The sequence below is a fragment of the Neisseria macacae ATCC 33926 genome (assembly GCF_022749495.1).
GTDB lineage: Bacteria > Pseudomonadota > Gammaproteobacteria > Burkholderiales > Neisseriaceae > Neisseria > Neisseria macacae.
This window is the reverse complement of sequence record NZ_CP094241.1, coordinates 2,304,428-2,317,360: the sequence shown is the minus strand read 5'-3', so window position 1 is coordinate 2,317,360 and position 12,933 is coordinate 2,304,428. Positions and strand designations below refer to the sequence as shown.

13 protein-coding genes are annotated in these 12,933 nt (G+C 53.6%); 2 read left to right on the top strand and 11 right to left on the bottom strand.

Going from position 1 to position 12,933, the window contains the following annotated elements; genetic code table 11:
• The first annotated feature begins 74 nt into the window (after positions 1-74).
• Positions 75-1,649: an inorganic phosphate transporter gene (locus MON40_RS11110; RefSeq protein WP_003756523.1), complete on the top strand. Its 1,575-nt coding sequence runs from the start codon at positions 75-77 to the stop codon at positions 1,647-1,649.
• Between the two features lie 195 nt (positions 1,650-1,844).
• On the opposite strand, the gene MON40_RS11105 is transcribed toward MON40_RS11110, so the two are convergent.
• The 10 genes from MON40_RS11105 to MON40_RS11060 all read right to left on the bottom strand — a co-directional run bounded on the left by MON40_RS11105 (position 1,845) and on the right by MON40_RS11060 (position 10,390).
• Positions 1,845-2,681, bottom strand: coding sequence for a PHP domain-containing protein (locus tag MON40_RS11105; RefSeq protein ID WP_003776456.1), 837 nt, complete (start codon positions 2,679-2,681; stop codon positions 1,845-1,847).
• Positions 2,682-3,072: 391 nt separating this feature from the next.
• Positions 3,073-3,291, bottom strand: a complete 219-nt coding sequence (locus MON40_RS11100) for a hypothetical protein (RefSeq protein ID WP_003756513.1) — start codon at positions 3,289-3,291, stop codon at positions 3,073-3,075.
• Positions 3,269-3,502, bottom strand: a complete 234-nt coding sequence (locus tag MON40_RS11095) for an RNA-binding S4 domain-containing protein (protein ID WP_002221492.1) — start codon at positions 3,500-3,502, stop codon at positions 3,269-3,271. Before MON40_RS11095 ends, MON40_RS11100 begins: the two co-directional genes overlap by 23 nt.
• 89 nt (positions 3,503-3,591) lie before the next feature.
• Entirely contained in the window at positions 3,592-4,089 is a 498-nt protein-coding gene (locus MON40_RS11090) for an SEL1-like repeat protein (RefSeq protein ID WP_003776460.1), read from the bottom strand.
• Between the two features lie 182 nt (positions 4,090-4,271).
• Positions 4,272-5,159, bottom strand: coding sequence for a hypothetical protein (locus tag MON40_RS11085; RefSeq protein ID WP_003776462.1), 888 nt, complete (start codon positions 5,157-5,159; stop codon positions 4,272-4,274).
• A 182-nt stretch (positions 5,160-5,341) separates the two neighbouring features.
• A complete protein-coding gene (locus MON40_RS11080) occupies positions 5,342-7,141 on the bottom strand; it encodes a bifunctional biotin--[acetyl-CoA-carboxylase] ligase/type III pantothenate kinase (RefSeq protein ID WP_003776466.1) in 1,800 nt (599 codons plus the stop codon).
• Positions 7,138-7,641: a D-glycero-beta-D-manno-heptose 1-phosphate adenylyltransferase gene (gene rfaE2, locus MON40_RS11075; protein ID WP_003768921.1), complete on the bottom strand. Its 504-nt coding sequence runs from the start codon at positions 7,639-7,641 to the stop codon at positions 7,138-7,140. The genes MON40_RS11080 and rfaE2 overlap by 4 nt, the downstream gene beginning before the upstream one ends.
• A gap of 338 nt (positions 7,642-7,979) precedes the next feature.
• A complete protein-coding gene (locus tag MON40_RS11070) occupies positions 7,980-8,399 on the bottom strand; it encodes a glycine zipper domain-containing protein (protein WP_003776468.1) in 420 nt (139 codons plus the stop codon).
• Between the two features lie 366 nt (positions 8,400-8,765).
• Positions 8,766-8,858 carry a methionine/alanine import family NSS transporter small subunit gene (locus MON40_RS11065; RefSeq protein WP_009311042.1) on the bottom strand — a complete coding sequence of 31 codons (93 nt, stop codon included), beginning with the start codon at positions 8,856-8,858 and terminating at the stop codon, positions 8,766-8,768.
• Positions 8,855-10,390 (bottom strand): sodium-dependent transporter, encoded by a 1,536-nt coding sequence (locus MON40_RS11060; RefSeq protein WP_003776470.1) that lies wholly within the window; start codon positions 10,388-10,390, stop codon positions 8,855-8,857. Before MON40_RS11060 ends, MON40_RS11065 begins: the two co-directional genes overlap by 4 nt.
• A 607-nt stretch (positions 10,391-10,997) precedes the next feature.
• Here MON40_RS11060 and MON40_RS11055 point away from each other — a divergent pair.
• A complete protein-coding gene (locus MON40_RS11055) occupies positions 10,998-11,219 on the top strand; it encodes a hypothetical protein (RefSeq protein ID WP_003756477.1) in 222 nt (73 codons plus the stop codon).
• Positions 11,220-11,530: 311 nt separating this feature from the next.
• On the opposite strand, the gene MON40_RS11050 is transcribed toward MON40_RS11055, so the two are convergent.
• Entirely contained in the window at positions 11,531-12,430 is a 900-nt protein-coding gene (locus MON40_RS11050; protein ID WP_039862733.1) for a metal ABC transporter solute-binding protein, Zn/Mn family, read from the bottom strand.
• Positions 12,431-12,933 lie beyond the last annotated feature (503 nt).

The window sequence follows — 12,933 nt, the reverse complement described above, 5'->3', positions numbered from 1 at the left end:
AATGTTTCAAGAAAGATTGCAAAAAGGTTACAATAGTCTGAAACACATCCGCAATTCTTAAGGAAGCTGATCCTATGGCTCAAACTCAGATGAGTGCCAACTTGAAGCTGATTAATGCTGTCTTTGCCGCTATGCTGGTGGGCATGGTCGGCTATTTTATTTACTGGGGCTTGGGCTATACCCATTACAACCATTCCATATTGTTCATTATCGCTACCATGTTCGGCGTTTTCATGGCGTTTAATGTGGGCGGTAACGATATCGCCAATTCCTTCGGTACCAGCGTCGGCTCCGGTACGCTGACGATTCCCCAGGCTTTGCTGATTGCGGCGGTGTTCGAGGTCAGCGGCGCGGTGATTGCGGGCGGCGAAGTGACCGATACCATACGCAAAGGCATTGTGGATCTGAACGGCATCGACCTTCAACCCATGCAGTTTGTCTTTATCATGATGTCCGCGCTGCTCGCAGCGGCATTGTGGCTTCTGTTCGCCTCGCGCAAAGGCCTGCCTGTTTCCACCACCCACGCCATTATCGGCGGTATCGTCGGCAGCGCGGTCTGCATGGCGGTGATGAACAATATGAATGCGGGCGATCTGATTCAATGGAGCAAATTGGGCGAAATCGCCCTGTCTTGGGTTTTGTCCCCCATTTTGGGCGGCACGGTTTCCTATTTACTGTTTTCCAGAGTGAAGAAAAACGTTTTGGATTACAACGCTTGGGCGGAAGGCACGCTCAAGGGCATCAAGCAAGAAAAAAAGGCTTACAAAGAACAGCACCGCCTGTTTTTTGAAGCCTTGAGCGAAAGCGAAAAAGTCGAATACGCCACCAAAATGGCGCACGACGCGCAAATCTACGACGAGCCGGATTTTGATCCCGCCGATCTGAAAAGCGACTACTACCGCGGCCTGTACGATTTGGACAACCGCAAAAACAACGTCGACTCCTATAAAGCCCTTCATTCTTGGGTTCCCTTTATTGCCTCTTTCGGCGGGATGATGATTGCCGCCATGCTGATCTTCAAAGGGTTGAACAACCTTCACTTAGGCATGAGCAACGTCAACAGCTTCCTGACCATCTTCATGATCGGCGCGGCAGTGTGGATGGGTACGTTCGTATTCGCCAAAAGCCTGAAGCGCAAAGATTTGGATAAATCCACCTTTCAAATGTTTTCATGGATGCAGGTATTTACCGCCTGCGGCTTCGCCTTCAGCCACGGCGCGAACGATATTGCCAACGCCATCGGCCCGTTTGCCGCCATTATGGACGCATTGCGCACCAACAGCATTACCTCTCAAAACGCCGTTCCGCCGATTGCCATGCTGACATTCGGTATCGCCTTGATTGTCGGCTTGTGGTTTGTCGGTAAAGAAGTGATTAAAACCGTCGGCAGCAGCTTGGCGGAAATGCACCCCGCTTCGGGCTTTACCGCCGAACTTTCCGCCGCCGCCGTCGTGATGGCCGCCTCCTTTATGGGGCTGCCCGTATCCAGTACCCATATTTTGGTCGGCGCGGTACTCGGCATCGGTTTGGTCAACCGCAACGCCAACTGGAAGCTGATGAAACCCATCGGCTTGGCATGGGTCATTACCCTGCCTGCCGCCGCCATCCTGTCCGTGACCTGCTACCTGATTCTGCAAGCCCTGTTCTAATCGGATTGCTACACAAAAGGTCGTCTGAAAGCACTGTTCCCGCTTTCAGACGACCTTTTTTATGGCGAAATCAAGATAAAAGAGAGGCAAGATAAGTGTTCGACCGGTTTGGTTCGGAACGTAGAACGTTGCCGTCTAAACGAAAAGAACGATGATTGGACGCAAATTTTAGATATTTTCTTGAAGTTTGTTTGCTCAAACCCTTTTGAAATGTTCCCAAACCGGTTTGCAGTTTTCCGGCAGTTCGGGACACGCGCCGAGGATGCCGCCGCTGAAGTCGTTTAAGCGGTGGAAGTCGCTGCCCGCGCTGGCGAGCATGCCAAAGCGTTCTGCCAACAGCGCGTAGTTGAGTCGGTCGTTTTTGCAGCAGTTGCCGCTGTGGACTTCGATGCCCACGCCGCCGAGTTTTTTAAATTCTTCAAACAGATTGCGCTTGGCGGTGGCGGACAAATCGTAGCGCATGGGGTGGGCGATGACCGCCATGCCGCCCGCGCCGTTGACGGCGGAGACGCAGTCTGCCAGCGTCGCCCACTCGTGTCGGATGGCGCAGGATTTGCCGTCACCCAAGTATTTGGTGAACGCCTGCTGCTTGTTTTTGACGTGTCCCGCCCGGATGAGGAACTCGGCGATGTGGGTGCGGCTGACCATTTCTTTGTTTGCCGCCAGCGCGAGCGCGCCGTCGTATGCACCGCCGATGCCTTTCTTTTCGAGCTTGGCGGCGATGGCTTCAAGGCGTTTCAGACGGCCTTGCCGTACTTGCGCCAACAGGTTTTGCAGGTTTTCGTCCTGTTCGTCGAAATCCAAACCGACAACGTGTATGGTACGCCCGCGCCAAGTTACGGAGATTTCCACGCCGTTGACGAAACGCAGCCCGAGTGCGTCGGCTTCGGCACGCGCTTCGGCGATGCCGCCGGTGTGGTCATGGTCGGTCAACGCCAGCAGCGTGCAGCCGTTTTGATGCGCAAGGCGCACGACTTCGGCGGGGGAGAGCATACCGTCGGAAACGGTGGAATGGCAGTGCAGGTCTATCATGGGGCGTTATGTGTGTGGTGAATGAAGGGCGGGGATGGTTATGTTGAAAACCGAGTCGGACAAAGGTCGTCTGAAATCCAGTAGTTCGGATTCTTGAATCCGACATTTCAAATCCTGCTGTAATGATTTGAATCAGCAGAACATTAAACGTTTTGTCGGATACAAATCTCCGACCTGCGGCTTTTGAAAAGTATAGTGGATTAAATTTAAATCAGGACAAGGCGACTAAGCCGCAGACAGTACAGATAGTACGGAACCGATTCACTTGGTGCTTCAGCACCTTAGAGAATCGTTCTCTTTGAGCTAAGGCGAGGCAACGCCGTACTGGTTTAAAGTTAATCCACTATAAAAGGTCGTCTGAAAACGCGGTTTCCATCCAGCCGAACCGTTTTCAGACGACCTTTCCGTTGTCTTCGTCGTCCGTCCAGCCCGCTTCTTTCAATTTCCGCCGTTGCGCATCGTAGCGGGCTTTTTCCGTCCAATAAACCGTCTGGATGCAGACATCGCCGCAGTCGCTGCCGCAGCATTCCCACGATTCGGGGCGGACGGGTTCGTCTAGAAGCGGCTCGCCCAAGAGCGCTTCGGCTTTATTCTTCAGGGTCGTATCCATCGGCGATTTCCAAGCGCGCGCCGTCAAACTCGATGACTTCGCCGCCGCGTATTTTGGCGGTTTTGCGGGTTTCGGTTTCGCCGTTGCGCAACACCAGCCCTTCGGCGATAAACGCTTTCGCCTGCCCGCCGCTTTCGGCAAGTCCAGCGAGCTTCAAGAGGTCGCATAAGGCGATGTATTCGTTGTCTTCGAGATAGACGGTGGCTTCCATGAGTTTTCCTGTAATGGGGACGGTTTGAATGTGTGAAATTGTAGCATAGGTCGTCTGAAAGCCGTTTCAGACGGACCACGGCTTCTATATCAGCGTTGCAATTCGCGTTGTAAGGCCCTGCAAGCGGCATCGTTTTCGCCCATGCAGGAACGTTGCAGCGCCTCCAGCCGCTCTTGACGTTTGGCTGCGCGGTCTTCCGCCGTTTGATTGCGCATTTCCTCTTCGGTTTCTTTGGCGTTACGGCAGGCGTTTTCATAGCCGCCTTTGCAGGCTTTGCGGTAGAGTTCGAGGGCTTTGGGGTAGTCCATGCCCAGCCCGCTGTATGGGTCTAAATAGAGGTTTGCCAATACGTTGCAGCCCTTCATGTTTTTGCCGTCGCAGGCTTTTTTCAGCGGCAGGTAGGCATCGGCGGGGCTTTCCAGATAGTCGCGGGTCCAAATGCCGAGCGTGACGCAACTGTCGAGCTGGTTGCGCGTGCATTGCGTGATCAGGTTTTGATAGGCTTTATCGTCGTAGTCTTCGGCGTATGCTGCCGGCAGCAGTCCGAGCAGAAGGGCGAACAGCAGGGAGGTTTGGGCGGGTTTCATGGTTTTTCAAGAACCTTTATTTGGATAAGGGTTTGTCGGCGGTTGCGCAATCTGAATGCGGATATCTTTGAAGGTGATATCAACGTTAACCTATTCGGTTTTCCAAACGAGATTTGACTGCCGCCTAATCTGTTGCATCTTTGCAAAAGGTCGTCTGAAAACGTTCAGACGACCTTTGGGTTTTATTTGCAGGTTTTCATATTCAGGCTGCCGTAGCGGCCGACGATGTTGCGGATTTCCTGTGCGTCTTTTTCATCGACCGACATGAAGATGACGGTCATGCGGGAAACGCTGAGGGTGCTGTCGGCGGCGTTGCCTTTGTCGTCTTGTTCGACGATGCGCGCGCCGCCGAAACCTGCTGCGGACAGGCGCGAGATGAGGACTTGGGCGGAGGAGCGGCTTTTCATGACGCCGAGGCTGATTTCGCCGTTGTGAAGCGTGCCGTTGAAGCCTTTGTTGCCGAGCGCTTCAAGGCGGTTCATGGCTTCGCTGTCGGCAGGCAGTACGACGCGGAAGGTTTTGGCGGCGTGGTCTTTCGATGCGCCGCGTTTTTCTACGGTGCGGCTGGCGGCGTGCGGCCAACGGGTCAGCAGGCCTTTGATGCGGTGGTAGTCGTCTTCGTCCAGGGTAACGCTGGCGTTAGACGTACATTGGCGGGCGGCGGATGCGTTTTTGGCGGCGGGATTTTCGTTGGCGGCAGCATTCGGATTGGTGTTTTCGGCGGCGGCTTTTTCTTTTTCGCGGCGGGCTTTTTCTTCACGTTCTTTTTTTTCTTTTTCGCGGCGCGCCTGTTCCTCTTCTTCTTTTTTCTTGCGTTCGGCTATGGCTTCTTCGGATTCGGGCTCGGGCAGGTCGGTTTGTGTTTCGTCGGTTTGCAGCCAGTCGGGTTGCGCGTTGTCGGCAGGCGCGGGGGCTTGCTGCGGGCGCAGGGATTCGGGTTGGGCGAGTTCGTGGGCGCCACCTTCTACGGGCGCGGCGTTGGGGGATTTGGCGTTGTTGAGGCGGTGCGTAATCATGCCGCCGAAGACGATGATGTTGAGTGCCACGAGGGCGGCGAAAAGCCATTTCATGAGTTGTTTTCCTTTTTTGTGTTCGGTTGCCGTTGCGGTGTGCGGGCGGTTTTGTGTTGTTATTGGTTGTGGCGGATCGGCGTCAAAGCCAACCGGCTGAAGTTTGCTGCGTCTGAAGGTCGTCTGAAAAGCGGTGTTGCGTTTCAGACGACCTTTTTGAATCTGTGCTACGGCATTGCTGCTTATTCGGGCAATTTATCAGGCTGTTCCTGCTCTTGCGCGACCCAGTTCAATAAGCCGTAAATGACGAGATTATCTACAATTTTTACTGTATTGTCCAAAACAAACTGCTTGGGCAGGGCGTTGACGACTTTGCTTGCGCCGCCGCCGGTGATGATGACGTCGACGGGTTTGCCTTCGCCCGTTTTTTGTTGCAGCCGCCCGTGCATCATGATGACGGCTCCGCAAACGGCATCCATCATGCCGCTGGTGATGGCGTTGGGCGTGGTGGTGGGGAAGGGGTACACTTTGCCGGCGGGGCGGTCGAGGTTGGCGGTTTTGGCGGCGAGGGCTTCTTTCATGAGGTGGAAGCCGGGCATGATGGTGCCGCCGAGGTAATGGTTGTCTTCGGTGAGCGCGTCGGTGGTTACGGCGGTGCCGCAGCTGACGACGACGCAGGCATTTTGGCTGAAACGGCGGCTGCCCAAGGCGTTGAACCAGCGGTCGGAGCCGTGTTCGGCGGGGTTGCGGTAGTGGTTGCGGATGCCGAGCGCCTGCGGCATGGAGGGCAGCCAGCGGACGGGCGCGGTCAGGTGAGCTTCGACCAGGGCTTTTTTGAGGTCGCCGCACACGGCGCAGCCGACGATGCGGGTACGGTCGTCTGAACGCGCTGCCCATTCTTCGCCGAGCTTGCTCAAATCGCGGTACGGCGCGCGGGTGACTTCGTTGAACACGCCGTTTTCCACCCATGCCCATTTGAGCTGGCTATTGCCGCCGTCGAGCAGGAGGAGGCGTTCGGGCGGGCGCGGTGCGGCGGCGCGGGGCGTGTCGTCGGGGCGCAGGCTGATTTCGCCGCTGACGACGGTTTGTTCGCCTGCCGGTGTCATCAGGTGCAACGCGCCTTGCGCATCGACATTGAGTACGGTGCCTTCGTTTACGGTTTGCCCGTCGCGCAGGAGGAGGACGGGTTTGCCGTGGTCGCGGTGGGCGGTTTGGTATTCTTCGAGGAAGGGGGCGAACCCGTCTTGCGCGTATTGCGTCAGCACGGCATTGAGTTCGCCCAATAATTTGTCCAACAGCGTTGAAGCGGGAATGCAGTGTACGGAGGCGGTGCCGCGGGCAAGCTGCGCGTTGTGGAAAAGGGCTTGGACGGAGGCGGCGTTTTCGACTTCTTTTGGCAGGACGAAATTGATGCCTATGCCGATGACGGCGGCGGTTTTGCCTCCGTTGCGGACGGTTTCGATCAGGATGCCGCCGAGTTTGTCCCTGCCGGCGACCAAATCGTTCGGCCACTTGATTTGTATGTCCAAACCCGATGCTGCCAAGGCGCGGCGGCAGGCGAGCGCGACGGCGGGGGCGAGCGAGCCGAGTTCGTGCTGCGGTTTGTCGAATACCCAGCCGAAGCTGAACATCAGGCATTCGCCCAGCCGGTGTGTCCACTTGCGTCCCTGCCGCCCGCGGCCTTTGGTTTGCAGATGCGCGACGCAGAGCGATTTATGGGCTTGTTCGGGCGAAGTGCGCGCCAGATTCAGGATTTCGTCGTTGCTGGATGTGCATTCGTGTTTTAAGGTCGTCTGAAAACCGCGTTCCGCGCCCAAACGCTGCAACGCTTCTTCGTCAAACAAGGCAAGCGGGCGCACGAGCCGCCATTGCCCGTCGTGCTGGCGCAGCAGTCCGCGGATGTGCGCGGGCATCTGTTGCCAAAAGCCGTTGAGCTGGTGCGGCTTCACGCCCGCGATACGCGCGAGATGGGAAACGTGTTGCGGCAGACCGTCGGCGAGTTCCGCCAAAACCCGACTGTGCGGCAGTTTCAGCGCGGTCATTTGCCGCCCTCGGCTGCGCGGATTTTCTCCAGCGTTTTCGTGGTGGAAGTCTGGTGCAGGAACGGAATGGAAAACACTTTGCCGCCGCGCGCCAGCGTTTCTTGCGCGCCGACGATTTTTTCGACCGGCCAGTCGCCGCCTTTAATCAGGATGTCGGGTTTGATTTGCTCGATCAACTCGGCGGGCGTGTCTTCGTCAAACCAAGTGACCAAGTCCACGCTTGCCAATGCCGCCGCTACCGCCGCGCGGTTTTCCAGCGGATTGACGGGGCGGTCGTCCCCCTTGCCCAAACGGCGCACGGACGCATCCGTGTTCAAAGCCAACACCAACGCCGCCCCCGCCGACCGAGCCTGCGCCAGATAGGTAACATGCCCCCTGTGCAGAATATCGAAACAGCCGTTGGTAAACACCAGCGGGCGGGGCAGTTCGTGCAGACGTTGCGCCAATTCTTCGGGCGGGCAGATTTTGCGTTCGAAATCGGGGAGGGACCAGTCAGACATAATCGGGATTCCGTCAGGGATAAACAGACAGGCGGTATGATACCGAAGCGGGCGGAAAAGGTAAATTTGAGGGGGAGGGTAAGGGGTCGTCTGAAAAGGCGGAATTCGACAAAATTGCCACTTTGGCGTTGTCCCTGTATGCGGCGGTTTGTTCGGCATCACGTCATGCAACCATGAACGATGAGCTTGGAAATGGAAAAAGCCGGAATCTGCGGGAAGCAGAATCCGGCTTGTCTAGGTCGTCTGAAAATGGCTAGGACATCCCCAAGGTTGGAAGGCGGTTCAACCCGGTTTCAGGTTTTCAGACGACCTTTTGTTCAGACAGTCAAACGATGGGTTTAATCGTCGTCGTAATCGTAGTAATCATCGTCCCAGTCGCGGTAGTGTTTGCGGTGGTAATGTTTATGTTTGTGTTTTTTGTAGTACGTATCGCGGTAGTACGGATCACCATAGCCGTAACCGTCGTAGCCGTAGTAGCGGGATTCACGGTAACGGCGGTCGCGCAAGGCGATATCGTTGTCTTTTTGATTCATTTTTTTATTGTGGTAGGCGTAGGCGTTGCCTGCCAAACCGCCCGCCACTGCGCCGATGATCGCGCTTTGTCCGTCGTTGCCCAACAGGCCGCCCAAGGCTGCGCCTGCTGCTGCGCCGGCAAGGGTGGCTTTTTTCTGGTTTGCCGTGCCTCGCGCTTCCGCGTGGATGGCGGGGAGGCTGAGGCTGGCGGCGAGCAATACCGCCATAAGTGGTTTCATGGTCATTGTTTCTTCCTTTCGTGAAACACGGCAGATGCCGGAGTTATAGTGGATTAAAATAAAAATGAGACAAGGCGGCAACGCCCGCCGTGTACGGGTAGTACATAAGGGCGTTGGCAACGCCGTATCATTGCAATTTTAATCCACTATATTTTCATTATAATCAGCCCTTTGTTTACCTTCGCCCGCCTGTGGAAAATTAGCGTAAACAAATGTTGCTTTTGTTCGGTACGGTTACTCGACTGATAGACGGAAAGCTTGGTCTGTCTTGGATTTGGCGGCAATAAAACGCCCCGAAGCCGCAATGCGGTTTCGGGGCGTTTGGGTTTCAGACGACCTGTGCGGTGTCTGCAACACTTGTTGGAAAAAAGCCTATTCTTCAGGCAGCCGCCATACGGACAGAATGAATCCGCCCCAAATGACGACGAGTGCGATAATCATCATGACGATGGCTGAGGTACTCATTCTTTGTCTCCTTGTTCATGTTCGTGTTCGTCTTTGACGTTGAAGTTTTGACCATGCTTCCAAGGCAGAAGCGACAGCACCACGGAGATGACAATCAGACCGATCGACATGCCCCAGCCGAAGATATTGAGGAAATCGCTGGGATATTTCGAGTAGTTTTCTTTAAGCAGGCCGATTGTGTCTTGGTACAACATATAGCCGAGCATGGCAACGGTAAAGATGACGCTGGCAGTCCAAATCGCACCGACGCGGACGGAGGAGAGCGCGTTCAGGTGGTTGCGCAGCTCGGGCAGTTTGCGCAGGACGATGATGGCCAAAACATAGACGAAGCCGGCGGCGACGATGCCGTAGGTGTTGACGAATTTGTCCAATACGTCCAAAACGGGCAGACCGGTGGTCGTGCCGAAGAGCAGGGTGGAGATAATGCCCATCGGGATGCAGACGAGCAGGGTAGCGTTGACGCGGCCGATGTTCAATTTGTCCTGAATGGCGGCAACGATGACTTCGACGATGGAAATCATCGAGGTAATGCCTGCGAATACCAGCGAACCGAAGAACAATACGCCGATCAGTGCACCCATCGGAGCTTGGTTGATGATGGTCGGGAAGGCGATGAATGCCAAGCCGATGCCGCTGGAAGCAACTTGACTGACGGCTTGTCCATTGGCTTGTGCCATAAAGCCCAGCGCGGCGAATACGCCGATGCCGGCGAGCAATTCAAAGCTGCTGTTGGCAAAGCCGACAACCAAGCCGGTACCGCCCAAGTCGGTTTTTTTCTTCAGATAGGAAGAGTAAGTCACCATGATGCCGAAGCAGATGGAGAGCGAGAAGAAAATCTGACCGTATGCGGCGACCCAGACTTTCGGATCGGAAAGTTTCGACCAGTCGGGCGTAAACAGCGCGTCCAAACCCTTAGCCGCGCCCGGCAGCGTCAGCGAGATGCCGACCATGATGATGAACATAATCAAAAGCAGCGGCATGAAAAACGACGATGCGCCTGCCACGCCTTTTTGTACGCCCAAAGCCATGATGATGCAGGTAAACAACCATACGCCGATCAGTGGGCCGACGACTTTGCCGACAAAATCCAAGCCTAAGGCTTCAGGGCCTGCCATGTTCAAAAAGTCTTTAAAGAAAAATGCCTGCGGATCCGCGCCCCATGCGGCGTTCAGCGAGTAATACGCATAGCTTGCCGACCAGCCGATGATGACTGCGTAGTAGATACAGATGATGATATTGGCCATGACGTTCCACCAGCCCACAGGCTCGAACCAGCGGCCGAGGCGGCGGAAAGCCAGCGGGGGCGAGCCGCGGTAGCGGTGGCCGATGGCGTAGTCGATCAGCAGCAGCGGGATGCCTGCAGTCAAGAGTGCGACCAGATAGGGTAGGAGGAACGCACCGCCACCGTTTTCGAAGGCGATGTAGGGGAAGCGCCAAATGTTGCCCAGGCCGACGGCAGAGCCGATGGCGGCAACCATAAACGCGCGGCGGTTGCTAAACGTCGCGCGTTCGTTTGTTTTGGAATCAGACACGTTGATACCTCTTGCTTTGATGTGGTATGAAAACAGCCGCTTGGCGGCTTACGGTTATAGAAATGAGGTCTGACAGGGGTAATGTCGTCTGAAAAAACAATCGGCTTGTGGCCTTTGTTTACAATCTATGGCTGTATCGTAAAAAAATTTAACAGGCTTGGCAAGTGGGGGAAACGGATTTTTTAGCTGTATTTCAGGCAGTTTGGGGAAGATGGGGGAAGATGGGATTTAGGATGGAGGCGTTTTTTCAGACGACCTGTTTTTTCAAAGGGGAGTATTTATAGTGGATTAACTTTAAATCAGGACAAGGCGACGAAGCCGCAGACAGTACAGATAGTACGGAACCGATTCACTTGGTGCTTCAGCACCTTAGAGAATCGTTCTTTTTGAGCTAAGGCGAGGCAACGCCGTACTGGTTTAAAGTTAATCCACTATATGTTCTTTGATGAGGAATGAGGTGCTTGCTCTCAACCATGTATTTTGCGTGAAAATATATTTTTTAATTTGTTTCGACTATAATGATATCGTTTTACATCTATATTGCGCGGAAAGTAATCTTTTTTATATTTCTTTATAAATCTTCTGATTTTCATCGAAAGGAATCTTCATGAAAAGATTTGGCAGCACTTTGTTTATCCTGGGTCTTTTAGCGTTCGGTTTGAATTATATGAATGCTGTGCCGAAAGTTTTAGCATGGATTTATAACTGGGGGGAAGATACTGCAATGTGGATTAAAGCAGGGATTACCGGTGGCGGCGCTCTGCTTTGGTTGTTGGGTCATTTTGCCGAAAAAGGCGGACAAGAAGCGTTGGAAGAAGACGACGAGTAAATTTGAGCGTCAACACTGCGGTTGTTGCGGATACGCACTGGCGCAGCGCTTCGAAAAAGAAAGATATAGTGGATTAACTTTAAACCGGTACGGCGTTGCCTCGCCTTAGCTCAAAGAGAACGATTCTCTAAGGTGCTGAAGCACCAAGTGAATCGGTTCCGTACTATCTGTACTGTCTGCGGCTTCGTCGCCTTGTCCTGATTTAAAGTTAATCCACTATAAAAGGTCGTCTGAAACAGGTTTGGGCTTAATTTGCCAAGCTTGTTTCAGACGACCTTTCGGTTTATCCGCTCACGCTGGATTCTGCGGTTTTATTTTTTCATCGCATCAGTCAAGGCTTTGACGTTGTAGCGGTACATGCCGATGTAAGTATTGGCAGGTGCGCCGCCGAGTGCGTCGGAGTAGAGTTTGCCGCTGACGTTGACGCCGGTTTCTTTGGCGATGCGGTCAACCATGCGCGTGTCTTTGATGTTTTCAGTGAACACGGCTTTGATGCCTTCGCGTTTGATTTGGCGGATGATGGAAGCCACTTGTTTGGCGGACGGCTCGGCTTCGCTGCTCACGCCTTGCGGGGCGATGAACTCGATATTGTAGCGTTTGCCCATGTAGGAGAACGCGTCGTGTCCGGTCAGAACTTTGCGCTTAGCAGCGGGAACGGCGTTAAACGCAGCTTGAGCGTCGCTGTGCAGTTTTTTCAGCTGCACTTGGTAGTTGCCCAAGCGTTGTTGGTAATAGGTTTTACCTTCGGGGTCTGCCTGAATCAGGGCGTTGGCAACGTTTTGGGCGTAGGTCGTCATCAAGACGGGGTCGTTCCAGACGTGGGGGTCGAATTCGCCGTGGTCGTGGTGGTGGCCTTCGTGGTCGTGATGATGTTCGCCTTCTTCGGCTTTAAGCGCCTGTATGCCTTTGGCTGCTTCGGCGAAGGGGACTTTGCTTTGTTTGACGGCACGCTGCACGTCAGCCGCTTCCAAGCCCAAGCCGTTGAGCAGGACTAATTTTGCACCGCGGATTTTTTTGATGTCGCCGCTGGTCATGTGATAGGCGTGGGTGTCTTGGTTGGCACCGACCAAATTTTGTACGGCAACACGGTCGCCGCCGATTTGTTTGGTAACGTCGCCCAAAATGCTGAAGCTGGTAACGACGTTCATCGGGGCTGCATAAATTGCGCCGGACATTAATGCAGCGATGACGCCGAGTTTCCAATGTTTCATGTTTTCTCTCTCCAGATTGATATAACGTAACATTTTTATTTTAAAACAGTGGGACGGAATCTTCAAGCAGCCTCCGCTTAAGAACGCGCTTTATGCCTTGAAAACGGGGGATTTGGGAGGAGGGCAGAGGTTTGTTAATTTATTATGAAATCAGAAATGGAATTGTATTTATTGATTTTAAAGATAAAAGAGAAGGAATGGCGGGGAGTTTTGTTGCGTGATGTAGCGGATTTTAGTTAGAAATTATCTTTTTCAAATAAATAAAATCAGAAAGATGCGGGTTTTCCCTTTTTTGAGAGAGCGGGAAATCAAGATTAAATGCGTATATTTTAAATATAATTGAAATATAAATTTCCTTATATGGTATTTTGTAGAATAAAATAATTCGTTATCTTTTTGGTATAAAAATAAGCAGATATGATTGAACAAGATTTATTTGATAAAATGTTAATTACATCACACTACAAATTTGCTATAATGCGCGAATCAGTTAACCACCCTAT